Source organism: Polaribacter sp. R2A056_3_33, from assembly GCF_019278485.1.
Classification (GTDB): Bacteria; Bacteroidota; Bacteroidia; order Flavobacteriales; family Flavobacteriaceae; genus Polaribacter.
Genome location: NZ_CP058984.1, coordinates 1,884,118 through 1,908,965, shown reverse-complemented (window position 1 = coordinate 1,908,965; position 24,848 = coordinate 1,884,118). Strand labels below are relative to the sequence as shown.

Sequence of the window (24,848 nt, the reverse complement as noted above, 5' to 3'; positions counted from 1 at the left end):
TTAAATTTTTATAAATATTTTATTTCTGTACAATAGATATACTAAACACCAGAAAAAGACAATATGAGCAACTGCAAAAAGAAGTGACCCATTCATATTTCCGGCAATAGGGACAAATATATCTTGATATAAATATTGTTTTGCAGATACAATTTCTCCTTGTGAATTGGTGATTTTTATTAAATAAATGATCGTTTTTGCAAACAAACCAGAAAACACAAAAATGAATAAAGGATTTGTACCAAAATGGATAAATGGTTTAGACCATGCTGTGTATTTTTTTTCGTCGATAACCCATATTAAAAATGCCAATAATAGCATTGCCCATCCTGCGGAAAAACAAACAAACGTACTTGACCAAAGCGATTTATTAATAGGAAACACAAAACCCCAAATGTAACCGAGTAGAACAAGCCCAATTCCGTAACTTAAAAGTGTAACTATTTTAGTACTATTCTCAGATCGTTTACTTAAAAAACTACCCGTTAAACTCCCAATAAGTACTGTTGCAATTGATGGTAACGTAGATAATAATCCTTCTGGATCAAAAGGAAAACCTAGCCCTTTCCATATATGATCTGATCCAAATAAATACAAATCTATTTTACCTACTAAATTGGTTTGTGGACCAAAAGGATTTTCGAGAATAAAGAAATATAAAATAGCCCAATATCCGAGTAAAATAAATACCGTTATATAGATTAGATTTCTTTTATTGAAGAACAAACAAAGAGTAGCACCTATACCGTAGGCAATTGCTATTCTTTGTAATACTCCAAAATACCGAACTGTTTCAAAATTAAATTTCGGAAATAAATTTAAAAACAATCCGATAGCAAAAATTATTAAAGTTCTTTTAATGATCTTTTTGAGTGCTCTTTTATGCTCATTTTCTCTAAAGTTTTTAAAAGCAAAATGTATGGAAACCCCTACAATAAATAAAAAAAAAGGAAAAACAGCATCTGTTGGTGTAAAACCATTCCATTTTGCATGTAACAATGGCCAATAAACATAAGACCAACTACCGGGTGTATTCACCAAAATCATAGAGGCAATTGTAATGCCTCTTAGAACATCTAACGCTATTAATCTTTCTTTTTTTTCCATCTTTATAGAATGTACTATTTCACCACTTCTTTATATGCTTCTATAGATTTCCGAACACTTTTATGTTGTTTCAATAACTTACTTGCTAATTCTGTATCAATATTTAATTCATCCATCACCATTTTTACACCTCTAGAAACTAGTTTTTTATTAGAAAGCTGCATGTCTACCATTTTGTTTCCTTTTACTCTGCCTAGTTTTATCATAACCGTTGTAGAAATCATATTTAAAGCCAATTTCTGAGCAGTTCCTGCTTTCATTCTTGTGCTTCCTGTTACAAATTCTGGCCCAACTACTAATTCTATAGGATAATCTGCTTCTAACGCAACAGGAGAACCTTCATTACACGTAATACAACCCGTAACGATGTTCTGTTCTTTTGCTTTTTGCATACCTCCTATTACGTAAGGTGTAGTACCAGAAGCTGCAATTCCTATTAAAACATCTTTATCTGATATATTATGTTCTTGTAAAGTTTCCCAAGCTAATTCGGTATCATCTTCGGCATTTTCTACTGCTTTTCTAAGCGCAATATCTCCACCGGCAATAATTCCGATTACCCAATTATCAGAAACGCCATACGTTGGTGGGCATTCTGATGCATCTAAAACTCCCAACCTTCCGCTTGTTCCTGCTCCAATATAAAACAGACGTCCTCCGTTGCTCATTTTTTTATGAATCACATCTACAAGTTTATGTATAGATGGAATTGCTTTTTCAATTGCCAAAGGAACCAATTTATCCTCTGTATTCATATTTGTGAGTAACTCTGTGGTACTCATCTGCTCTAAATTATTATAATCTGATGCTTGCTCTGTAGTTAATTTATTCGTCATTTTTGTTTCGTATAAGGATTAAACATAGTATAGTAAGGCATGCATTTAATAAAATGTTCATAAAACCTAAATCAAATGAAAACTTAACTTTAACTATGTAATTTATGTAATAAGTAAGTAATGGCATTAAAACACAGACATAAGGTACAGCCGTATCTTTTATTTTTATTTTAGTGAAAATACCCAAAAGGTAAAGCCCTAATAAAGGACCATACGTATAGCCTGCCACTTTAAAAATTGTTGTAATTACGTCTCCTTTACTTCCTGAAAACAACATTATAATAATGAAGATTACAATAGAGAAAGCAAGTAAAACATAATTTTTAAGACGTTTTTTTTCTTTTGAATTTTTATGAGTAATATCTAAAAAATCATGTGTAAAGGATGTAGTTAACGCCGTTAATGATGAATCTACACTAGAAAATGAAGCAGCCGTAATTCCTAAAATAAAACTGATTGCTGCTACTGTACCAAAACTCCCCAAAGAAAGCATTGGAAATAAGTTATCGGTATGAATAAATTGACCGTTTTCTATTTCTAATTGAATTCCGAATTTTTCTGCATATAAATACAACATCACTCCTAAACCTAAAAATAGAAATTGTGCTAAGGCCAAGAATAAACTAAAGGTAAGAATGTTACGCTGTGCTTCTTTTTTGCTTTTACAGGTTAATGTTTTCTGCATCATATTTTGATCTAAACCAACCATGGCAACTGCAATTAAAATCCCTGAAATAAACTGCTTAAAGAAATTGCTACCAGAATTAAAATCCCAATTAAAAACCTTAAAATATTTATGGTTTGTAACAGATGTTATGGTTTCTGAAAAACTTAAGTTTAAAGAATCTTTAATGATATATATCGATACAACTGCTGCCAATAATAGAAAAAATGTTTGAAGCGTATCTGTCCAAACAATTGTTTTAATACCAGATTTGTTTGTGTACATCCATATTAAAATCAATATGATAATTACCGTTAAGAAAAACGGAATATTCAACGCATCAAATACGGCATATTGTAAAATTTTTGCTGCTAACAATAATCTTAAAGCAGCACCAAACGATTGAGATATCAGAAAAAACAAGGAACCTGTTTTATAGGTTCTAGGACCAAATCTTGTTTCTAAATAACTATAAATAGAAACGAGTTGTAAATTGTAATAAATAGGAATTAACACATACGTGATAAAAATATATCCGACTACATTACCAAAAACAAATTGTAAATAATAGAAATAATTATTACTTACCATTCCTGGAATAGAGACAAATGTAACACCAGACATTACAGCTCCAATCATTCCAAAAGCAACTACTTGCCATGGAGATTTTCTATCTCCGGTGTAAAAAGAATCATCACTTGTATTTTTTGAAGCAAAGTGAGATATTAACATTAATACTCCAAAATAAGAGATAATGATTAATAAAATTATGGTTGAATTCATGTACTTTATTGTTTAACGTTTTAAAATCTAAATCTGTCGATTAAAATATTTTTACTTTTTAATAATTCTAAAAACGGCTGTTTCATCTTCATTACCCACCACTTTTAATAAATAGATTCCTTTAGAAAATTCTGAAATATTAATTTTATTCAAATCAGATGTACTTTCTTTTATTAAACGTCCATTTAAATTATAGATATAAAGTTTATTAATAACCAAATTGATATTTGCCTTTATATTTATAATGTCTGATGTAGGATTTGGAAAAACACTTAATTGATTTTTAAATTGATAATCTACATTCGTCAAAGCTGCGTCTACCTTAATCTGAATACAATTGGTATTATTAACCTCATCACTTTCGGTTAATTTACCTTCATTATCAGCAGAAAATAGCATAAAATAAGTTCCAGCAGCGGTATTATTAGGAATAGTAAGAGTTTCACTCTCGTTTTGAGAAGTACTATCACTACCAAGATTAGAACGACTCTCTCCAAGTAAAACATCATTCTCACTCAAATCACAATCCGTAGACAAGTAATAACCAAGACTAAAACTTGGTAAATTAGTAGACAATTGAGCCCCTGAATAACTTTGTGTAGCAGTAACATTAATGTTATTTCCTGCATTTACAACTAATGGACTTACAGTTGTATTTATCACCTTTATATCTGCTGACTCTTCAGTACTATTTATTGTAATTTGTATGCAACTTACATTATTAGTCTCATCACTTTCGGTTAATCCACCTTCATTATCTGCGGAAAAGAGGATAAAATAAGTTCCATCAGAAGTATTAGTAGGAATGGTAAGCGTTTTACCCTCATTTTGAGATGCATTATCACTACCTAAATTAGAACTACTTTCTCCAAGTAAAACATCATTTGAACTCAAATTACAGTCTGTAGATAAATAATAACCAAGATGAATAGTTGGTAAATCTGCAGCTAATTGAGACCCTGAATAACTTTGTGTAGCTGAAACATCTATAGTTTCACCTGCATTTACGCTTGTTATATTTACAAGTCCATTTGAAATTGTTACATCTTCAGCAATTACTGCTTCTGAATATGTTGCTACAATATCGTACGCACCTCCACTACCATCATCTGCATCTACAACTAAATAATACGTTTGCCCTGCAATACCATTTTCAAAGGTTGCTGATGACGAACTTACGGCTCCTAAACAATCTGAAGGATCGCAACTTCCTAAAATATAAACATCTAAATCTCCTGAAAAATTAGATAAACTAACTGTTATTGTACCGTCTGCCGTAGGAGTTATTTTATGAACTCTTTCCGGACCTGTTTCTGTCCAAGAGTTGCACCCGAAAGTAGAAACTTTTGAACCAGCCGTAGAGCTACTTCCTGAATAAGTAACACCATTACTTAGTTCTATTGCACTTGAGCAATCTAAACCTGGTGCTGGAGTTGTATCTGTATAACATGAAAACGCACTTATAGAAGTTCTAATACTTGGTAATAAATTATAAAGATCTGTACCAGGACAAGCGGTTGCTCCACCATCTTTATGACCTGAAACATTGTTTAAGTTAAGACCCGATGATGCATGATAACTAGCACCTGCGACATCTATATTTTTATCTGTTGCCTCCCAAGATATTATATTCTTTAAAGAAGTTAAAGCTTTTGCAGAAGGAGATTCTAAAGTAAAATCACCAATCATACAAACACCCATTGTCCCCGCATTATGCCCACTAAAATGTGCTCCAGCAACACCATTTCCTCTTCCTTCATAAATAACACCATTTCTATCGATTAACCAATTGTATCCAAGATCAGACCATCCGTTGGTGTTTACATGTAAATCCCAATAATACCTGATTTTTTCTGCGTAATTAGTATTCGCTGGAAAAACAATTCCATCTCCGGTATGGTGCACTATAATATGAGTAGGGGTTGTGTAACTTGGACTTGTTTGAGCAGGACGCGTACCATTTGTATCCCAACAAGCTCTTCCGCAAAAGTCGGGTTGCGTACAATCTGCAAAACAAAAATACGATGACATAAGAACGAATAAGAATATTATTTTTTTCATAAAGGGAGATTATTTTTCAAATGTGTATATTCTAAATATCACTTCACTTTTTGTTATTTTACTTGATTTAAATTGGACTTTTTGTACCGAAGTTTTTAAATTTTGTGGCGAAAAGACTTTACGGTTTGGATTTTCGACATGATCATTTTCTTTAAGTTCTACCCAATCAGACCAAGTATCATTTTCTAGAGTTTTATAAAAAACTGTATAATCATCATTATATTTAGAATACGCTGAAAGCATAGCCCCTGATGTTGTGGATAAATCAACCTCTACAGGTTTTCCTATTATATTTTTTTGATCATCTTCCTTTGAAAAAGTTTGATCAATAACAAAAACATTATCTTCTTTGACAATGGAAACTTCATTGTTGTTCGGTGTAGTTAGTGTAGTAACCTTCGGCTGAACCTCCACATTACTCTCCTCCACTTGTTTCTTAGAATTATCTTTACAATTACTTAGTAAAAGTAAAAGGATAATAAAGTAAGGTATTATTGATTTATGCTTTTTCATATGTATACAATCTTAATTCTTATCCTCTTAAATAGTTATATATTAAAAAATTAGTTCTCCTATATTTGACTTCAAATTAAATTCTTTAAAATAAGGAGTGAGAATCGACTTTCATACCATCTCACCCCTTACTAATTCAAAAAAAATAAAAAAAACAAACATTAAATTAATTAGTTGGGGGACTCGCTTTATAATTAATTTTTATCCCACCACATTCTTGTGGTTAAAAGATCTCCTCCTTGTACAGCTATTGCAGCTTCAACATTGGTCGAATTATTTAATTTTTCGGATGCTGGATAAGGAAGTCTTCTAGGAATTTCTCCATTGGTAAGCGTTGCTGCTACATTTGCAGGAACTAATTCTGGATAGCCTGATCTTTTCCAGTTAGAAAAAGTTTCTAAACCATTACCAAAAGTAGCTACCCAATATTGCTCATTTATCATTTTTAAAGCTTGCGTTGGCACAAACGGATTAGCACTTAAATAATCATTTATTTGAGTAGTTGTAATATCTGCAGCACTTCCATACATAGATAAATATTGCATTGCCGCTGTTACACCTGCATTATAGTGCGTTTCTACATTTGATGATCCTCCAGCTAAACCCCAACGTTCTGCAGATTCTGCTAACATAAACTCTACTTCTGCATACGTTTGAAAGAAAAATGGTGCATCGTAAATTACAGTTCCAGAACCTCCAAAAATGTTAATATTTGGTTTAGAGTTTGCTTCACCCCTTGTTTCATCGTTGATATCTTGTCCAAATTGTAATGCAAAATCAGTATTTCCATCAACTGTAGATGCTAAAACAGAAACTCTTGGGTCGTTTCTTGTTTTCATAAAATCCATGAAAGTTTTAGAAATCTTAACTTGTGTGGATGCTCTAGAAGTAAAACCTTTTGTTAATGGGTTTACGTTTGGTCCTCCATCATTTGCAGAGTTTTCATATTGAATATATGCAATATCCTCATTGCTTGTCATTACACCTCCATCAATTGCTTTGGTTGCCCAAGATTTAGCAGCAGCTTCATCTACTTTTACCATTCGAAGTGCTAAACGTAACATTAATGAATTTGCAAACTTATTCCATTTTGCAACATCACCCGAAAACATTAAATCTGCAGAACCAAAAGAACTTGTTCCGCCAGCACTTAAAGTTGCGGTTGCACTCTCTAAAGACAATAACATGTCTGCATAAATAGCACTTTGCTGATCATATTTAGGAAAACGAATTCCTTCTAAAAAACCTTTACCAGCTTCACTGTAAGGAATATCTCCATACACATCTGTAATTCTACTAAAAATTAATACTTTTTGCACCTTAGTAATTGCCAAATCCATAGCTGCAGTTGGCTCTGTACTTAACTCTAATTGCGCTTCTAAATCTGCAATATTTTTTACCGTAGTACTAAATTGCTCTTCAAACAACCAATGTGTGTTTCCTTCTTTATATAAAAATGATGCATACGACGTATTATTTAAATGTTGTACGTTTTGCATTAAGTGAATTATATTCCAAAATAAATAGGCTACATAACTGCTACCACCTGTATATAATTGAACATAAGTGAATTTTGTAGAAGGATCTAATTGTACTGGTTTTGTTGGATTTACATTAAGTTCTTCGAAACCATCGTCACAAGCACTTAAAGTAAACATTATAATTATGAATGAAATAAATATTTTTTTCATGATCTGTTTTTTTAAAATTTAACATTTATTGCGAATCCATAACTTCTAGTTGATGGTGTTCCGAATCTTTCTATACCCTGAGAGTTTAAATTGTTTAATGAAGCTTCTGGATCTACATTATCTATTTTTTTAGAAATATAAAATAGGTTTCTTCCTATTAAAGAAAGCCTTACATCACTTACAAAAATATTTTCTAACGTTTTTTTCGGGAAACTATAAGCTACACTTAATTCTCTAAATTTTATAAAATCTGTACTATAAACAAACTCTTCTGAAATACCAGAGTTTTCTTCACCAATAAAACCATAATAAGTTCTTAAGTTTTCTGGTGCTACTGTCATTGTAAATGGGTTTCCTGTCGCATCATCTATACCAGATACCACTAAACCATCTTCTCTACCTTCTAATGTTTTTTCATGTAAACCTCGCATCATTAACTCTCTGTTTGTACCCGAATGAACACTTCCGCCAAACTTAGCATCAATTAAAAAGTTTAATGAAAAGTCTTTGTATTTAAAAGAGTTAGAAAAACCTAAAGTATATGGTGCAACACCTTGTCCTAAAATTTTATTTTCTCCCTGAATTGGTTTCGGAATAGAACCTGTTGTATTGTACATGATGTTACCATCAGCATCTCTTTTGTATGAAGAACCCCAAATTACACCATAATTTTCACCAACTATATGAGAAATAATTGCTGTTCTAGAACGCGTCTGGCTACCATCAACATTAATAGCAGTATCCTCATCATCTGTGTGAACGATTTCACTGTCATTATATCCAAAATTAAAAGAAGTGTACCATGAAAAATCTTCAGTTTTAATTGGAGTACCACCTATTAAAAATTCAAACCCTTTATTTTGAAGTTCTCCAATATTAAGAATTGACGATGTAAAACCAGATGATTGAGATGCAGAAGCACTTACAATATCATTGGTAGTTTGATTTTGATAATAAGCAACATCTAAATTTAAACGATTCTGAAAGAAACGTCCGTCAAAACCTACTTCAAATTCATTCTTCTGAAAAGGAACTAAGTTAGGATTAGGAATAGAATTACCATTTAACTGCCCGAAAGATTGTCCTTGAAAAGAACCTGTAATTGCATAATCTAAATTTAAACTATATGCATTACTGGCTCCACCTGCAACTTGTGCGTAACTTGCTCTAAATTTAGCATAATTAACCTGTTCTGGTAAATCAAACAATTCGTTTAATAACAAACTCTGACTTAGAGACCAGTAAAAGCCATTATTTGGAGTTGTTTTTCCAGGAAAAGATAGTGTAGAGAACCAATCGTTTCTTCCTGTAAATGTTAAGTAAAAATACTTATCATAACTTACTTCAAAAGACCCATAAAGTGAATTTGTTTTTGTTTTTGAATATCCAAAAGTTGGCTCTGGTAAAGTTGTATTATTAATATCTTCTAAACCTTCTACAATAAAACCTCTACCCAATGCACTTAAAGATTCGAATGATGATGTTCTTGTATTTGCTCCGATAATTGAGCTTGTAGAAATTTTTTCTGTTAAAGCTTTATCAATACCTAACATTAAGTCTCCATTAAACAATGTATACGTAGATTTTGCTTGCGTCATTTCACCAGCTGGTCTGTATGCTGTTCCGAAAGGTGTTACTCTTCTTCTACTTAAATCATACGTATCTATACCTGCACGACCTGTTACATATAACCAATCATTAAAATCATATTTTAAAGTTGTAGATGCTGTAAACCTATTTTTTTTATCATCATTATTAAATACATCTGTTGCCCAATATGGGTTAGAAATAAACTGACTTGGTTGAAATAACAGCTCTGTACCTTCCTCATTAAATTCTGGTTGTAAGTCTGTAATATTTAAACTGCTTGGCAGCACATAGGCTACTGTATTAGCATTCCCTGGTGTATCTCCAATATTAATACGATTATGTACTTTTTCAATAACATATTTAGCATTAACTGTAGATGTTAATTTAGGAGTAATATTTGCAGAAGCATTTAATGACATTGACTTTCTATTTAAAGTCGTATTCGGAAAAATATCATCATTATCTAAATTAGAAAAAGACAAACGATAATTATATTCCTCTCCTCCTTTTGATAATGCTACTGTGTTTATAACTGTAGAACCTACGTTATAAAATTTATCTAGGTTATTTCCTGTATTAGAATAAGGTCTTTTAGTACCATCCCAATTATAAACCATTGAGCCATCTAATTTATCTCCCCAAGATTGTAAAGAACTTACAAAAGAATCATCAATTGCATTGGCTATATTAGAAATTTCTACTGGCTGACCACTACCATCATACTCGTAACCTGGTTTTAATCTATTATTACCTTGTCCGTAAGTAGTTTGAAAGTTTTGTAAATCAGTATTAATTTTATCAAAAGTAAAAGAACTAGAAAGCTCTACGCCCATTCTTTTTTGACCTTTTCCTGATTTTGTAGTAATCATAATAACCCCGTTAGATGCTAAAGAACCGTAAAGTGCGGCAGCCGAACTTCCTTTTAAAACGGAAACACTCTCTATATCATCTGGGTTTAATGAAGAAATATCATCTCCTCCATCTCCTGTTCCATCATTGGTTGCACCAACTACAGAACCGTTTGTATTGTTAATAATAGGAATTCCGTCAATTACATATAAAGGTTGATTGTTTCCTGTTAACGAACTTGCTCCACGAATAATTACCCTACTAGACCCAGCAGCTCCTCCACTACCTGCAGAAATATTTACACCAGCAACTCTACCCTGTAAAGAATTAACAGCACTTGTGCTTTTTACCGCAGACATATCTTCTCCACCAACTTCCGTTAAAGAATACCCTAAAGATTTTGCAGCTCTTTTAATACCAAGTGCGGTAACCACAATCTCATCTAAACCAGTAGCATCTGCTTCTAACTCTGCGTTTATAACTTGATTTTCTCCAGTTAAGGTTATTGTAACCGTTTTATAACCAAGATAACTAAAGGCAATTGTTTTTCCTTTTAAATCTTCAGCCTTAATAGAATAATTCCCATCAAAGTCGGTAACACTACCCTTATTAATTTGACTAATAAAAACGCTAACTTCCGGCAACGGTATTTCACTGCCTTTCTCTGTAACAACTCCCGAAATAGTCTTTAATTGAGCAAATGTACTTTGCACAATCAAAAACACTATCAAGGACAATGTTAGTTTGTAATTTTTTTTCATCTAGTTTAAATTTGAATTATTTAAGGTAAAGATATAAAAAAAACAAAAAGCTGCAAGTTAATTGCATGAATTTGCAATATTTAATAAAATTATTCGAAAAATTAAATATTTCAAGAAAAAAACACGCATCCATTGCGATTTTAAGAATTATCAAAAATTACTAAATAAGCACAAAATCAACCAAATACAACAATAAATGAATGTATCACTAAGGAAAATGAACAAAACTTGCTTCATTTAACATTAATTGAAAATTAGTTAATTTTTGCGTTTTTAATTACAAAAACGCAAAAAAAACGGCAAAAAAAATCTTTTTAAACAAAAAGCATTTGCAAAATGGTTAAATAAAATCTTACTTTTGAAAAAATCATTTTTTTATGAAAAAGAAAGAGAGACAGCAGAAAGTAGTAGATGAAGTAAGTATTAACAGACAGGTAAGTTCTACTTTTTTGGCTGAAAAACTAAATGTTTCAGAAGACACTATTAGAAGAGATATAAAGGAATTAGACAAGAAAGGTCTACTAACCAAAGTACATGGAGGAGCAATTTCTACCATGCAAAAACTCTACCATTACAATGAAGATGTAATCTACAAAAGAGAAGAAAAAGTTGTTATTGCTAAGAAAGCAATTACTTTAGTAGAAGACGGAATGGTTATTATAATGAGTGGAGGTACTACAAATTTGATGTTAGCAAAATTATTTCCAAAAAATTTAAAAGCAACCATTTACACATATAGCTTACCAATTGCAATGCAATTGGCAGAACACGCAACTATTGAAACTATTTTTATTGGTGGTAGAATACAAAGAAACTCGATGGTAACAACTGGTATAGATGTAATTCAATATTTATCTAACATTACCGCAAACCTTTGCTTTATAGGCGTAAGTGCTTTTAATGCAGAACAAGGAATTACAGGTGAAGGATATGAGGTTGCCTTGGTTAAAAAAGCAATGATTGATTCTTCTGAACGCAATGTGTACCTATCTACTTCCAACAAACTAAATATCAGACTAAATTATGATATTTGCCCACTTAAAGAAATTGATATTGCCATTACAGATTTAGAACTAGATGACCCTATATTAAAACCCTATATTGACTCTGGCTTAGTTTTAATGTAATATTCATTAAGAAAAAAAGGAGCGATTATTAGAATAAACACAACAACATCAATGAAAATGCTTTTTTATAAAAATACCAAATCAATATATATTATTACTTTATTTACTTTACTATTTATTAGTTGTAGTAAAAAAATTTATAATACAGATGTAAAAAAAGGCAATGAAACTCAAAAAAGCATTGAAATTGACAAAAATGTTGAAACTGAAAATAACATTGAAGTAAAAAAAAAGGTAGTTCCTGCTCCAGAAAGAGAATTCAGAGCTGCTTGGATTGCTAGTGTCGCTAATATAAATTGGCCAAGTAAACGTGGTCTTTCTACCAAACAACAAAAAGAAGAAGCTATTAAATTATTAGACCTTCTTCATAAAAATAATTTTAACGCCGTTGTGTTACAAGTAAGACCTCAGGCAGATGCAATGTACAAAAGCGACTTAGAGCCTTGGTCTTATTTTTTAACAGGAACACAAGGTAAAGCACCTTCTCCATATTATGATCCTTTAGAATTTTGGATTAAAGAAGCGCATAAAAGAGGACTAGAATTACATGCCTGGTTAAACCCTTATAGAGCGCACCACACCACCGGAGGCGAAATAACAGCAGCTTCTATTGTTAACAAACAACCAGAATTAGCTGTAAAACTAGAAACTGGTTTTTATTGGCTAGATCCAGGAAATAAAAAAACGCAAAACCATAGTTACAAAGTTGTTATGGATATTGTTGAAAGATACAATGTAGACGGAATTCATTTTGATGATTATTTTTACCCATACCCTTCTTACAACAACAACAAAGATTTCCCTGATGATAAAAGCTGGAAAACATACTTAAACACTGGTGGAAAATTAAAAAGAGATGATTGGAGACGAGACAATGTAAACCAATTCGTTAAAAGTATTTACACAAACATAAAAGAAACAAAACCTAACGTAAAATTCGGAATTAGTCCTTTTGGATTTTGGAGACCTAATTATCCTGCATCAGTAACTGCTGGATTTGACCAATATAGCGAGTTGTATGCAGATGCAAAATTATGGTTAAACGAAGGTTGGATAGATTATTTTACACCGCAATTGTATTGGCCAATTAATAGAATGGATGTTAGTTTTCCTGTTTTATTAAATTGGTGGATAGGAGAAAACACCAAAGAAAGACACCTTTGGCCAGGAATGAGTATTGGTAGACAAAAAGGAGAAGAAGCCATAGACGAAGTCATCAATCAAATTATGATAACCCGAGGAATGACCTCAAAATCTCCAGGAACCGTGCATTGGAGCATTGCTCCTTTAATTGATTCACCAGAACTTACGGAAGCAATTTTTAATGGTCCTTATAAAAAGCAAGCATTAACACCTAGTTATCCTTGGTTAAGCACAACAGCACCAGAAGCTCCAACTGTAAATTACTCTAAAGATAAAGACAATTTATCGGTAACTTGGGCACATAAACATATTGATAAAATTGCCAATTGGGTAGTGTATTACAAATACAACTCTAAATGGGATTATAGCATTCATGGTAATTTTACCAATTCACAAAACATACCTTTAGTTAAGCTTGATAATAAAAATTCAAGAAGCAACTTAAAAGCAATTGTCATAACCGCTGTTGATAAATTTGGAAACGAGAGTATTGTAAAGGAAATTAAATTATAGAAATTAAAACAAATTACTAAATACTATTCTTAGCTTCAATCCATTTACTCATGTATTTTGTAGCTTGTAACGTTTGATGTTGCAATAAATTCCCTAAAAAATTCTGAGTTCTGTGTTGTTCTAAATTTTCTTGAACTTCTTTTATTTGATTGATAAAAAGCACACCTAACTTCTCTTTATCATATATTTCATTGATAATTTCAGCTCCTGTTAATTGATGACTTTTCCACATATTTTTATTTCGATATAGTTCTGCGGAAATCAATGCAAAATCAGAAAAATCATTTTCTACAAAACCATTCCAAGGAAATCTATCACACATTCCTTCTGCTCCAATTTCTGTAGTTACGCTTGGTGTTCCACAAATCATGGCTTCGGTCAGTTTTCCTTTTATTCCTGCTCCAAAACGTAACGGAGCTAAAACAAGTCTCGCATTTCTCACCACTTCTTTAGCGTCTTCTGCAAAGCCTTTTACTATAAAACCTTCTTTTTTATTATGTAATTGATTTATTTGTTGGCTCGCATACGCTCCATAAATATGAACTTCTGCTTTTGGAAGTTGCTCTCTAATTTCACTCCAAATTTCTGTTTTCAAAGTTAAAACAGCGTCCACATTTGGTTTGTGAAAGAAATTACCAATAAACACAAAATTTGCTCTTTCATCAAAAGACTTCCATTTTCCTTGTTGATTTTCATCAATCCTATCTAATAAAAAAGGTAGATAATACAAGATTTTTTCATCAACCTTAAAAACAGATTTTAATAAATCCATTTCATACGTAGAGATAATCAAACTCATGTCGCAACGTAAAATAGAGGCTATTTCTCTTTTTGCATCATCAGATTTTAATAATGCTTCTGTTGTAAATTCTTCTCCTTTTTTTAATTGTTGATGACGTGTTTTTCGTAGAAAATGTAAATCTTCCGTATCTAAAATCCGAATTGCATTCGGGCAATTTTCCGCAACGCGCCAACCAAATTGTTCTTCCATCATAAAACGATCGAACATGACAATTGTTGGTTGTAACTCTTTTATAAAATCATCAAAAGAAGCATTGTTTAATTCAATAGAAACTTCATCAATTCCTAAAGAATTTAAACTTGTAGCTTTTTCACTTTTTTGCGCAGGAGAAGCAAAAGTTATTTTAAAATTATGTTTTAAAAACTGCTCAATTAATTGCATCATTCTACTTCCGGCAGCAGAAGAGTTTGGCTCAACCCAAACGTAACCAATAATTAAAACATTTTGTATTGTCAATTCTTTCAAATCATTTTTCATTTAAAACCCTTTTCTTTTTAAAACTTATTTAGCTAAAATTTAAGAAATTCAGATTGGTAAAACTACTTATTTCTTACTTTATTCTATGAAAATATATGTATTTTTGTTCATCAATATAAGAAACAAAGCGAAAGGTTACACTTTACGCAAAAAAACGCAATCATGAAATACGATATTATTGTAATTGGATCTGGTCCTGGAGGATACATTTCTGCAGTTAGAGCATCTCAATTAGGTAAAAAAGTAGCAATTATTGAAAAATATTCAACTTTAGGAGGAACTTGTTTAAATGTTGGATGTATTCCATCTAAAGCATTATTAGATTCTTCTCATCATTATTATGATGCTGTTAACCATTTTGACGAACATGGAATTTCTGTTGAAAACCCTACGTTTGATTTCGGTAAAATGGTAGAAAGAAAAGCCAAAGTTGTAGAAACAACTACCGGAGGAATCACATATTTAATGGACAAAAACAATGTTGATGTTTTTGAAGGTTTAGGTTCTTTTGAAGATGCAACACATGTAAAGATTACTAAAAATGATGGTTCTTCAGAAATAATTGAAGGAACTAATATTATTATTGCAACGGGTTCTAAACCGTCTACTTTACCATTTATTTCTTTAGACAAAGAGCGTGTAATTACTTCTACCGAAGCTTTAAAATTACCTGAAGTACCAAAACATTTAATTGTAATTGGTGGTGGAGTTATTGGTTTAGAGTTAGGTACGGTTTACAAACGTTTGGGAGCAGATGTTACTGTTGTAGAATATGCGCCAAAAATTACGCCAACTATGGATGCTGATGTTTCTAAAGAACTTACAAAAGTTTTAAAGAAACAAGGTATTAAGTTTGCTGTAAGTCATGGTGTTACTTCTGTAGAAAGAAATGGTGATGAAGTTACCGTAAAAGCAAATAACAAAAAAGGTGAAGAAGTTACTTTTACTGGAGATTATTGTTTGGTTGCTGTTGGTAGAAAAGCATATACAGAAGGCTTAGGTTTAGAAAAAATTGGTGTAGAAGTTAACGAGCGTGGTCAAGTTACTACAAACGATCATTTACAAACAAATGTTTCTAATATTTACGCAATTGGTGATGTAGTTAAAGGAGCAATGTTAGCACATAAAGCAGAAGAAGAAGGTGTTGTTGTAGCTGAATATTTAGCTGGCGAGAAACCACATATCGATTATAATTTAATTCCTGGTATTGTGTACACTTGGCCAGAAGTTGCTGCTGTTGGTAAAACAGAACAAGAATTAAAAGATGCAAAAGTAGATTACAAAGTTGGTAAATTTTCTATGAGAGCTTTAGGTAGATCTCGTGCTAGTGGAGATACAGATGGTTTTGTAAAAGTTATTGCAGATAAAAATACAGATGAAATTTTAGGAGTTCACATGGTTGGTGCACGTGTTGCAGATTTAATTATGGAAGCTGCAGTTGCAATGGAATACAGAGCATCGGCAGAAGACTTGGCAAGAATTTGTCATGGTCACCCAACGTATTCTGAAGCGGTAAAAGAAGCTGCAAAAGCTGCTTGGGACGGAAAGCCTTTAAATGCTTAATCAGTAAAAATATATAATTTTAAAAATCTCGAAATACGTTTATTTCGAGATTTTTTTTTGCGCTTCATTTTCTTCTAAAGCCGTATAATCTAGTTTCCAACCAATGGTTTCTACAATATTTTCCATTAATAAAATTGCTTCTAAAGCTTCTTTATTTGCCAATTTAATTAAATTACTTTCTGGTATTTTATTCAACACATGTTCTTTTGCGTCTTTATTTAAACTGGTAAAATCTTCTGTACCAAACTTATTTAAATAGCCATTTTTTATGTCGTAAAACTTAATATCACACTCAATAGAAACCACTTCTGGCTGCGGAAAATTTGATAAAACAATTTCCTTTTTTTCTGTATTAGCTGCTAGTTTAATTTTTCTAAAGTCGAACCCAATGTGTGCTTTTGCCTGAATTAAAACAATCGCTTTCTTTTTACTACTAAATCCCCAAAAGTTTTCTTTGGTATTTTCATGATGATAAATTTCAGAAAAATCTCCTTCTACAGTAATCAATTTAGACACTTTCTTTATTTTATCCAATAAAATAACAGATTGCTTTTCTACTAAATCCTTTTTCTTTGATACTGAAAATCGTTTCGATATTAGGTAGGAAACCCCTAAACCAATAACCAATCCTAAAATAATTAATTCCATAATGTAAATATACTACCAAAAAATAAATCTAAAAATATACTTCGTAAAAATAGCTTCTTTCCCAATCCTTTTCTTTTTAAAAAGTTGTCTATTTTTATAACATGAAAAAAAATATGCTGTTACTTTCTTTTTTTATGATTATTTCTAATCTAAATAGTCAAGAAAGTAAAACTCCCAAAACACAACCTTCCAAATTTTTGTCAAAATTTTATTACAGTGTAAATTTTGGTGGTATTTTTTATCCTTTTTCTAATGACAATTTAATTGAAGGCTATAAAACAGAAACCTTCAGTAAAAACTATTTTTCAGGAAAATTAGGTTTTGGGTATAAAATAAAAGAAAACCTAGCATTACAATTTGGAGTTATTAGACCTGCTTCTTGGTTTAAATATGATAATGTGAATAATATTGGTTATTACAGAAGTGTGTGGATTAATGCCTGGTATTTATCACTCAAAAAAAACATCAACCTAACTAAAAAACTATCCTTTTTTGGAGAAGTTGGCGCTGCAAATGTTACAAGAAGTGGTTTTTCTATTGAAGATAAAGTAATTTATGACGATGCTCATTTTGGAAGCTTACTCTATGGTTTTGGATTCAATTACCAATTAAATGACCGGTGGAAACTAGCCTTAAACGGAACCTTTTTTCCAAAATCAGACAAACACAATCAGCCTTCTATTTCACAAGCCTCTGTTGGGTTTGAATACCATATTCAAAAAATACCTGAAGAGTTGGCGCTAGCATACGAAAATGATGAAAGGTATTTCTTTCCAAAAAATATTTTACAAGTAAGTTACGGAACCAGTAAAATTGGTTTTGGTGCAAACCAATTTTTCGGAATGAGCTTAAAAGTTGGTAATTTCGAAAGTTTCGGAATTCCGGTTTTTTGGGTTGGTGATGTAAAAGCAGAAAACTCATTTTCTATAACCTACCAAAGACTTGCCTTTAGAACACAAAAACTTTTTTCTCTAGATTGGGGTGTTAGTGTTACCGCTTTTAACACAGAAGCCACCAATACAAATGTGTTTGCGTTTTCCATTTTTCCTACTATGCGTTTTTACTTAATGCGAAGAGATGGTTTTGATATGTACACCAATTACTCGTTAATTGGGCCCACTTATTTAACAAAAAGTAACATAGATAATTTAGAAACAGGACCAAAAATCACGTATCAAGATACGATGGGTTTAGGCGTTTTCTTCGGAGAAAAAAGAGCTTACAACGCAGAACTTAGAATTATGCATTACTCTAACGGAAATATTTTTACTAAAAATTCAGGTGTTGCAATTCCTATCCAATTTACAATTGGAAAAACATTTTAATGCCAACATCAAATCAATTTAAAAATTTTGATCTCAAAGAAATAAGAATTGTATTTTTGAAGCGAATATGCAAAGAACAACTCACACTTATACTGTTGATAACACTATTGAATTTAAAGATAATTTATTGTCTTGGGCACAACAATTTGAAACTGTTATTTGGTTAGATTCTAATAACTACCATCAAAAATACTCTAGTTTCGATGCTGCTTTAGCTGCAGACGATTTTACGTCTATAAAAACAGATTATTACAACGCTTTTGAGAAATTAAAGGAATACCAAACCATTACCAAAGATTACATTTTTGGTTACATCACCTATGATGTTAAAAATGATGTTGAGCAACTTTCTTCCAAAAATTTTGATGATTTAGATTTTGCTGACTTGTATTTTTTTCAACCTAAAAAGCTTGTTTTTATCAAAGGAAACTCTGTAGAGTTTCAGTATTTAAGAATGGTTGACGATGAAATTGACAGTGATTTTGATGAGATTCTTAAATCTAAAAATCCAGCAATCCAGCAATCTAAAAGTGACATCAAAATAAAACTACGAATTCACAAGGATGAATACCATGCAAAAGTAACCGAAGTTTTAGAACATATAAAAAGAGGCGATATTTACGAAGCTAATTTTTGTCAAGAATTTTATGCAGAAAATGCCATTATAAATCCGATTGAAGTGTATAAACACCTCAACCAAATTTCCGAACCTCCTTTTGCCTCTTTTTTAAAGTTAAATAATCAATACGCCTTGTGCGCATCACCAGAAAGATATATTAAAAAAGAAGGCACAAAAATAATTTCTCAACCTATAAAAGGAACTGCAAAAAGATTGGTTAGCGAATTTGATGATGCACAATTAGCTTTAGATTTAACGCGAGACGAAAAAGAACGGGCAGAAAATGTAATGATTGTAGACTTGGTAAGAAACGATCTGTCTAAAACAGCAAAAATAGGCTCTGTAAAAGTAGAAGAATTATGCAAAGTATATTCCTTTAAACAGGTGCATCAATTAATTTCTACAGTAGTTTCTGAAGTGGAAGAAAATACACACCCAATAGACGTACTACAAAGTACCTTTCCGATGGGAAGTATGACAGGAGCTCCAAAAGTTTCTGCCATGAAAATTATTGAAGATTTAGAAGAAACGAAACGTGGTTTATACTCTGGAACGATTGGTTATTTTACCCCAGAAAACAATTTTGACTTTAATGTGATTATAAGAAGTATCTTATATAATGAAGATAAAAAATACATCTCTTACTCTGTTGGTGGTGCCATTACAGCACAATCTATAGTAGAAAAGGAGTACGAAGAATGCTTGCTAAAAGCAAAAGCAATGAAGTTTGCTTTATTGAATTCTAAGTAAACAGTAATCATAAAATAATTATCAATAAATATGACAACATTAAAAAAAACAGCTACTTTACTACTAATTGGGTTCTTGTTTCTTTCACATTTTACTTTTGCTCAAAATGAAAAAATCACTTATGGAAATCCGTCTGAAGTGGGAATGGATTCACTCTACATGTACACCAAAGTAGACTCCATAATGAATGTTGGAATACAAGAAGAAGCATTTCCTGGTGCACAAATTTTAGTTGTAAAAGACAGTAAAATCATTTTTAATAAAGCCTACGGTTTTCATACTTATGATAGCATTCAAGCAGTAAGTTTAGATGATATTTATGATTTAGCTTCTGTAACAAAAATTACAGGACCTTTACCTGCATTAATGAAACTTCATTCTGAAGGAAAGCTAGATTTAGACAGTCCTTTTAGCAATTATTGGAAACCTTGGAAAAAAAGAAAAGACAAAAAAGAGCTTACTGTTAGAGAAATTTTAGCGCATCAAGCAGGGTTGAATCCGTACATTATTTTCTTAAATGAAGTTTTAAAGAAAAATGGTAAAATCAAAACGCGTTTTATCAAAAGTAAAGCCAGTAAAAGATTTAAAAATGAAGCTTACGAAGGACTTTATGTTAAGAATCGATTTAAAAATAAGGTCTTTAGACAAATTAACAGATCTAAAGTTTCTGATGTAAAAAAATACAAATATTCTGGTTTAAGTTTTTTAATTTATCCGGACTTAATTTCAGAAATTACTAAAGAAGATTATACGGAATATCTGCAAACCAATTTTTATGCCCCATTAGAAGCAACCACTTTAAGCTACAGACCAAAATCTAAAAACTTTAACAACTTAATTGTACCAACAGAAGTAGATGATCTTTTTAGAAAAGGACTTACAAAAAACTGGGTTCATGATGAAAACGCAGCTCTTTTAGGCGGAATTTCAGGTAACGCAGGTTTGTTTGGTACTTCCCTAGATTTGGCTAAAATTATGCAAATGTATGCCAATTACGGAGTTTATGATGGTAAAAGATATATTTCTGAAAACACGGTAAGAGAGTTTACCAAAATTCAATATCCAGAAAACGAAAACAGAAGAGGTTTAGGTTTTGATAAACCGTTAATTGACAATGCTACATTATCTATAAAAGAAGCTTACCCTGCACCAGAAGTGAGTCCAGAGAGTTTTGGGCATAGTGGTTTTACAGGAACTTTTGTTTGGGCAGATCCAGCAAATAATTTGGTTTTTATATTCTTATCAAACAGAGTATATCCCAATAGAAATCATAGAAATATATACAATCTAAATATAAGACCAAAGCTGCAGCAGGTGTTTTATAAAGCAATAAAAGACAATCAATAATTTTATCTAAATTTACATGATGATACCAAATCAAGACGAACTTTTTCAAAAAACTTTAGATAGTTTAGACGAAAAACCAACAGAACAAAATATGTTTAACATGTTTTTAAAGTTATACCCAAAGGAATGGAAAGATTTAAAAATTACCTTCTCTAAATTTAACAGAAGTAAACAATTTGGTAGAACTATTCCGTTGCCAAAACCAGAAGTTTCTATCAGAAAAGAGATTCGTGCTTGGTTAAATAAACAATAAAATGTTTGATTTTATAGGATGTATTTTAGACACCTATTTAGACATCAAACATTGGTTTGATACAAAAAGAAGGAGGAAGTATGAGAAAGAAAACAACCTACCAAAAAGCATTGTTTGGCATCCAATGACAAAACCATTGTTTATTTTCTTTATCATTATTACTCCTGTTATCTTCCTATTTTCAGTCTACTTTTTTAAAAATGAGAATCAAAAGAGAACTACAAAAAGAATGCTGGAAATTTCTAAACTTTTAGAAGCAGAAAAGAAACAATTTGGAAAATACCCTTCAGCATTAAAAGACATTATTAGAAACAACCCGTTAAGAAGCAATTTAACAATGGATTATTGGAAATCTACTTTTGTATATATTCCATCTAAAGATGGACAAAATTACCAATTGACTTCTTTAGGAGGAGATGGAAAATTAAATACAAAAGACGATATACAATACTCTTCAAATTAAATAACACTATCACATTTAAAATTGTTATTTTTGAGGTATAATGTTAAAAAAACTAGAGAACCACATCAACCAAAACCTTTCTTTTTTAAAGGATAAAAAGTTATTAATCGCCATTTCTGGCGGAGTAGATTCTGTAGTTTTAGCACATCTTTTATCAACATTAAAATTTAATATTTCTCTTGCACACTGCAACTTTAATTTAAGACCAATTGAATGTGATATAGACGAGGAGTTTGTAAAAAAATTAGGAAAGAATCTAAACACCAAAGTTTTTACAATTCATTTCAATACAACAGAATTTGCCAAAGAAAACAAACAATCTACACAAATTGCAGCAAGAAACCTCCGTTATGATTGGTTTAATGAACTGATAGAAAAACACCAATTTGATTACATTTTAACAGCTCATCATGCAGATGATAACTTAGAAACTTTTCTAATTAATTTAACGCGTGGTGCTGGTTTAGATGGATTAACGGGTATTCCAGAAATTAATGGAAATATTGTGCGTCCACTTTTAAAGTTTTCTAGAGAAGAGATCTTAACTTTTGTAAAAGAAAATAATATTTCTTGGAGAGAAGATAAAAGCAATGCGTCTACAAAATACATCAGAAATAAAATTAGACATCAAATTCTTCCTGTTTTAAAGGAAATAAACCCTAGTTTGTTAGAAACTTTTGAAAAAACAACGGCACATTTAAAAGAAAGTCAGCAAATAATTGAAGATAAAATTGATGAAATATCAGCAGAAACGATCGCAACAGAAAACAATATTTTAAAAATTGATATTTCTAAAATCGAAAAATTATCGAACCCGAAGGCTTATTTATATCAGCTTCTAAAAGACTATAATTTTACGGAGTGGAATGATGTTGCCGATCTAATTTCTGCACAGTCTGGAAAGCAAATTATCTCTAAAACACATACATTATTAAAAGATAGAGGTTTTTTATTACTTTCAAAAAAAGATTTCTCTACTGCGCTCGAAACGACAACGGAGATAGACGAAAACACAAGTATAATTACAGAACCTATCCATTTAAAACTTGAAGAAGTACAAGAAAAATCGACAGAAAACAAACAAACCATTTATGTTGATAAACAAAACTTACAATTCCCTTTAAAGCTTAGAAAGTGGCAAGATGGAGATTTCTTTTACCCTTCTGGAATGAAAGGAAAAAAGAAGTTAAGCAAATATTTTAAAGACGAAAAATTCTCGCTTTTACAAAAACAAAATACATGGCTGCTTTGTAATTATGACAATGCCATTATCTGGGTTATAGGATGTAGAAAAGACAATCGTTTTGATACAAACAAAAAAAACAATACACTCTTAAAAATTTCAATATAAATTTAAACCAATAGAATTATGAAGAAGTTACTAGTTTTAATTGCCTTTACAACCATATTATCTTGTAAACCAAAACCAGAAGAAACTGTAGACTATGCCATTATTTCTGGTAAAATTGAAAATACAGATTCTAAAAAAGTAATCATTTACGATCAATATACAATGGGTAAAGTTGCTGATATAACGATTGCAGAAGATGGTACTTTTAGAGACACTTTAAAGATATCTACCGATTTTTACGCACTGCGTCAAGATAAAGATTTCACAAATTTATATATTACTAAAGGAAGCGTTTTAAAAATTGAATACGATTCAGAAAAAAAAGACTCTACGCTACAATTATCAGGTAGTAATAGCACTATTAATAAATACTTATCAGAAAAAAATAAGGTTATAGCAGCTACAACTGGAGATCAAAAAGAAATGTATCTAAAAGATGAAGCAAGCTTTAAAGCACATTTATTAAATATAAAAAAAGCAGAAGAAGATTTATTAATAAAAACAAATGATATTTCTGAAGAATTTAAAAATAAGGAACTTAAAAACATTAATTACAGTTATTTATCTACTTTACAGAATTACACTCCTTATCACGGATATTACACTAAAGACAAAAGTTTTAAAGCATCAGAAAACTTTTTAGATGAATTAAAAAATATCGATTTAGAAAATGAAAACGACTATCTTTTTTCTCCAGGATATAGAGGTCTTGTTGATAATGCATTAGCAACCAATGCTACAGCATTAGCAAAAAAAGATTCTATAGCAGATGATATTGCCTATTTAAAATTGACTGCGAAAATAAAAAATGATAAAATAAAAAATAAATTATTGTATGATGCCGCTAAATACGGAATTACTTATACAGACAATTTAGAAGAATTTTATACGCTCTTTACTAACAATTCTACCAACAAAGAAAACAACAAAGAAATAACAACGGCTTACAACAAACTAAAAGCTTTGGCTAAAGGGAGTCCGTCTCCAAAATTTATAGATTATGAAAACAATGCAGGCGGAACCACTTCTCTAGACGACTTAAAAGGAAAATATTTATATTTAGATATTTGGGCAACTTGGTGCGGACCTTGTATTGCAGAAATACCTTCTTTAAAGAAACTAGAAAAAGAGTATCATGGTAAAAACATTGAATTCATTAGTATTTCAATCGACAAAATGAAAGACCATGAAAAATGGAAAAAAATGATTGTTGATAAAGATCTAAAAGGAATACAGTTATTTGCAGATAATAATTGGGAATCTAAATTTGTAGAAGAATACCTAATAAAAGGGATTCCACGTTTTATATTAATTGACCCAAACGGAAATATTGTAAACGCAAATGCACCAAGACCGTCTGACCAAAAATTAGTTGAAACGCTACAATCTTTAGAATTATAAAGATTAAAAACTATACGATACAATTTATTAAAAAAAGAAGCTATTGGTCGTACAGATATATCAAAATATTTTTGCTCAAATAAAAATAAAAAACTTCATAAGTAATAGAAAATAAACAATTCACTAAAAAGGAATCAAATTTATATCGTTTTCGCAAATAAAAACATGATTATTCATTAAAAAGCACGCTTAATCATTTCCCTTTTTCGTA

At 31.1% G+C, this 24,848-nt stretch carries 19 protein-coding genes; 10 read left to right on the top strand and 9 right to left on the bottom strand.

Annotation, left to right across the window (positions count from 1 at the left end; translation table 11 throughout):
- From H0I29_RS08050 to H0I29_RS08020, 7 genes are all read right to left on the bottom strand, one after another.
- Positions 1–1,107 carry an acyltransferase family protein gene (locus H0I29_RS08050; protein ID WP_218755027.1) on the bottom strand — a complete coding sequence of 369 codons (1,107 nt, stop codon included), beginning with the start codon at positions 1,105–1,107 and terminating at the stop codon, positions 1–3.
- Between the two features lie 14 nt (positions 1,108–1,121).
- Positions 1,122–1,943: an N-acetylmuramic acid 6-phosphate etherase gene (gene murQ, locus H0I29_RS08045; protein WP_218755026.1), complete on the bottom strand. Its 822-nt coding sequence runs from the start codon at positions 1,941–1,943 to the stop codon at positions 1,122–1,124.
- Positions 1,933–3,390: a sodium:solute symporter gene (locus H0I29_RS08040; protein ID WP_218732297.1), complete on the bottom strand. Its 1,458-nt coding sequence runs from the start codon at positions 3,388–3,390 to the stop codon at positions 1,933–1,935. The genes murQ and H0I29_RS08040 overlap by 11 nt, the downstream gene beginning before the upstream one ends.
- Before the next feature lie 51 nt (positions 3,391–3,441).
- A complete protein-coding gene (locus tag H0I29_RS08035; protein WP_218755025.1) occupies positions 3,442–5,451 on the bottom strand; it encodes an N-acetylmuramoyl-L-alanine amidase in 2,010 nt (669 codons plus the stop codon).
- Positions 5,452–5,460: 9 nt separating this feature from the next.
- Positions 5,461–5,964, bottom strand: a complete 504-nt coding sequence (locus H0I29_RS08030) for a hypothetical protein (protein WP_218755024.1) — start codon at positions 5,962–5,964, stop codon at positions 5,461–5,463.
- A gap of 194 nt (positions 5,965–6,158) precedes the next feature.
- Entirely contained in the window at positions 6,159–7,655 is a 1,497-nt protein-coding gene (locus H0I29_RS08025) for a SusD/RagB family nutrient-binding outer membrane lipoprotein (RefSeq protein ID WP_218755023.1), read from the bottom strand.
- Between the two features lie 11 nt (positions 7,656–7,666).
- Complete coding sequence (locus H0I29_RS08020; RefSeq protein WP_218755022.1) at positions 7,667–10,855, bottom strand: SusC/RagA family TonB-linked outer membrane protein; 3,189 nt, start codon at positions 10,853–10,855, stop codon at positions 7,667–7,669.
- A gap of 377 nt (positions 10,856–11,232) precedes the next feature.
- On the opposite strand from H0I29_RS08020, the gene H0I29_RS08015 reads away from it, so the two are divergent.
- On the top strand, positions 11,233–11,982 hold the full coding sequence (locus H0I29_RS08015) for a DeoR/GlpR family DNA-binding transcription regulator (protein ID WP_218755021.1): 750 nt from the start codon (positions 11,233–11,235) through the stop codon (positions 11,980–11,982).
- Positions 11,983–12,033: 51 nt separating this feature from the next.
- Positions 12,034–13,638: a glycoside hydrolase family 10 protein gene (locus tag H0I29_RS08010; protein WP_254712730.1), complete on the top strand. Its 1,605-nt coding sequence runs from the start codon at positions 12,034–12,036 to the stop codon at positions 13,636–13,638.
- Between the two features lie 16 nt (positions 13,639–13,654).
- On the opposite strand, the gene H0I29_RS08005 is transcribed toward H0I29_RS08010, so the two are convergent.
- Positions 13,655–14,917, bottom strand: coding sequence for a glycosyltransferase (locus tag H0I29_RS08005; RefSeq protein WP_254712729.1), 1,263 nt, complete (start codon positions 14,915–14,917; stop codon positions 13,655–13,657).
- Positions 14,918–15,079: 162 nt separating this feature from the next.
- Here H0I29_RS08005 and lpdA point away from each other — a divergent pair, with 162 nt between their 5' ends.
- Positions 15,080–16,480 carry a dihydrolipoyl dehydrogenase gene (lpdA, locus tag H0I29_RS08000; protein WP_218755020.1) on the top strand — a complete coding sequence of 467 codons (1,401 nt, stop codon included), beginning with the start codon at positions 15,080–15,082 and terminating at the stop codon, positions 16,478–16,480.
- Between the two features lie 39 nt (positions 16,481–16,519).
- On the opposite strand, the gene H0I29_RS07995 is transcribed toward lpdA, so the two are convergent.
- Positions 16,520–17,128, bottom strand: a complete 609-nt coding sequence (locus H0I29_RS07995; protein WP_218732289.1) for a DUF4230 domain-containing protein — start codon at positions 17,126–17,128, stop codon at positions 16,520–16,522.
- Between the two features lie 197 nt (positions 17,129–17,325).
- Here H0I29_RS07995 and H0I29_RS07990 point away from each other — a divergent pair, with 197 nt between their 5' ends.
- From H0I29_RS07990 to H0I29_RS07960, 7 genes are all read left to right on the top strand, one after another.
- The gene (locus H0I29_RS07990; RefSeq protein ID WP_254712728.1) at positions 17,326–18,453 is read left to right on the top strand and encodes an acyloxyacyl hydrolase; all 1,128 of its coding nucleotides are present in this window, start codon (positions 17,326–17,328) and stop codon (positions 18,451–18,453) included.
- Positions 18,454–18,520: 67 nt separating this feature from the next.
- The gene (locus tag H0I29_RS07985; RefSeq protein ID WP_218755018.1) at positions 18,521–19,822 is read left to right on the top strand and encodes an anthranilate synthase component I family protein; all 1,302 of its coding nucleotides are present in this window, start codon (positions 18,521–18,523) and stop codon (positions 19,820–19,822) included.
- Positions 19,823–19,852: 30 nt separating this feature from the next.
- Entirely contained in the window at positions 19,853–21,169 is a 1,317-nt protein-coding gene (locus H0I29_RS07980; protein ID WP_218755017.1) for a serine hydrolase, read from the top strand.
- A 19-nt stretch (positions 21,170–21,188) separates the two neighbouring features.
- On the top strand, positions 21,189–21,422 hold the full coding sequence (locus tag H0I29_RS07975) for a hypothetical protein (RefSeq protein WP_218732285.1): 234 nt from the start codon (positions 21,189–21,191) through the stop codon (positions 21,420–21,422).
- Between the two features lies 1 nt (position 21,423).
- The gene (locus tag H0I29_RS07970) at positions 21,424–21,885 is read left to right on the top strand and encodes a hypothetical protein (RefSeq protein ID WP_218755016.1); all 462 of its coding nucleotides are present in this window, start codon (positions 21,424–21,426) and stop codon (positions 21,883–21,885) included.
- 40 nt (positions 21,886–21,925) lie between these two features.
- A complete protein-coding gene (tilS, locus tag H0I29_RS07965; RefSeq protein WP_218755015.1) occupies positions 21,926–23,236 on the top strand; it encodes a tRNA lysidine(34) synthetase TilS in 1,311 nt (436 codons plus the stop codon).
- An 18-nt stretch (positions 23,237–23,254) separates the two neighbouring features.
- Positions 23,255–24,637, top strand: a complete 1,383-nt coding sequence (locus tag H0I29_RS07960; protein WP_218755014.1) for a TlpA disulfide reductase family protein — start codon at positions 23,255–23,257, stop codon at positions 24,635–24,637.
- Positions 24,638–24,848 lie beyond the last annotated feature (211 nt).

Excerpts from the sequence above, each read along its gene's own strand:
- H0I29_RS08050 (WP_218755027.1), bottom strand. The coding sequence starts at position 1,107 with ATGGAAAAAAAAGAAAGATTAATAGCGTTAGATGTTCTAAGAGGCATT.
- murQ (WP_218755026.1), bottom strand. The coding sequence starts at position 1,943 with ATGACGAATAAATTAACTACAGAGCAAGCATCAGATTATAATAATTTA.
- H0I29_RS08040 (WP_218732297.1), bottom strand. The coding sequence starts at position 3,390 with ATGAATTCAACCATAATTTTATTAATCATTATCTCTTATTTTGGAGTA.
- H0I29_RS08035 (WP_218755025.1), bottom strand. The coding sequence starts at position 5,451 with ATGAAAAAAATAATATTCTTATTCGTTCTTATGTCATCGTATTTTTGT.
- H0I29_RS08030 (WP_218755024.1), bottom strand. The coding sequence starts at position 5,964 with ATGAAAAAGCATAAATCAATAATACCTTACTTTATTATCCTTTTACTT.
- H0I29_RS08025 (WP_218755023.1), bottom strand. The coding sequence starts at position 7,655 with ATGAAAAAAATATTTATTTCATTCATAATTATAATGTTTACTTTAAGT.
- H0I29_RS08020 (WP_218755022.1), bottom strand. The coding sequence starts at position 10,855 with ATGAAAAAAAATTACAAACTAACATTGTCCTTGATAGTGTTTTTGATT.
- H0I29_RS08015 (WP_218755021.1), top strand. The coding sequence starts at position 11,233 with ATGAAAAAGAAAGAGAGACAGCAGAAAGTAGTAGATGAAGTAAGTATT.
- H0I29_RS08010 (WP_254712730.1), top strand. The coding sequence starts at position 12,034 with ATGAAAATGCTTTTTTATAAAAATACCAAATCAATATATATTATTACT.
- H0I29_RS08005 (WP_254712729.1), bottom strand. The coding sequence starts at position 14,917 with ATGAAAAATGATTTGAAAGAATTGACAATACAAAATGTTTTAATTATT.
- lpdA (WP_218755020.1), top strand. The coding sequence starts at position 15,080 with ATGAAATACGATATTATTGTAATTGGATCTGGTCCTGGAGGATACATT.
- H0I29_RS07995 (WP_218732289.1), bottom strand. The coding sequence starts at position 17,128 with ATGGAATTAATTATTTTAGGATTGGTTATTGGTTTAGGGGTTTCCTAC.
- H0I29_RS07985 (WP_218755018.1), top strand. The coding sequence starts at position 18,521 with ATGCAAAGAACAACTCACACTTATACTGTTGATAACACTATTGAATTT.
- H0I29_RS07980 (WP_218755017.1), top strand. The coding sequence starts at position 19,853 with ATGACAACATTAAAAAAAACAGCTACTTTACTACTAATTGGGTTCTTG.
- H0I29_RS07975 (WP_218732285.1), top strand. The coding sequence starts at position 21,189 with ATGATACCAAATCAAGACGAACTTTTTCAAAAAACTTTAGATAGTTTA.
- H0I29_RS07970 (WP_218755016.1), top strand. The coding sequence starts at position 21,424 with ATGTTTGATTTTATAGGATGTATTTTAGACACCTATTTAGACATCAAA.
- tilS (WP_218755015.1), top strand. The coding sequence starts at position 21,926 with ATGTTAAAAAAACTAGAGAACCACATCAACCAAAACCTTTCTTTTTTA.
- H0I29_RS07960 (WP_218755014.1), top strand. The coding sequence starts at position 23,255 with ATGAAGAAGTTACTAGTTTTAATTGCCTTTACAACCATATTATCTTGT.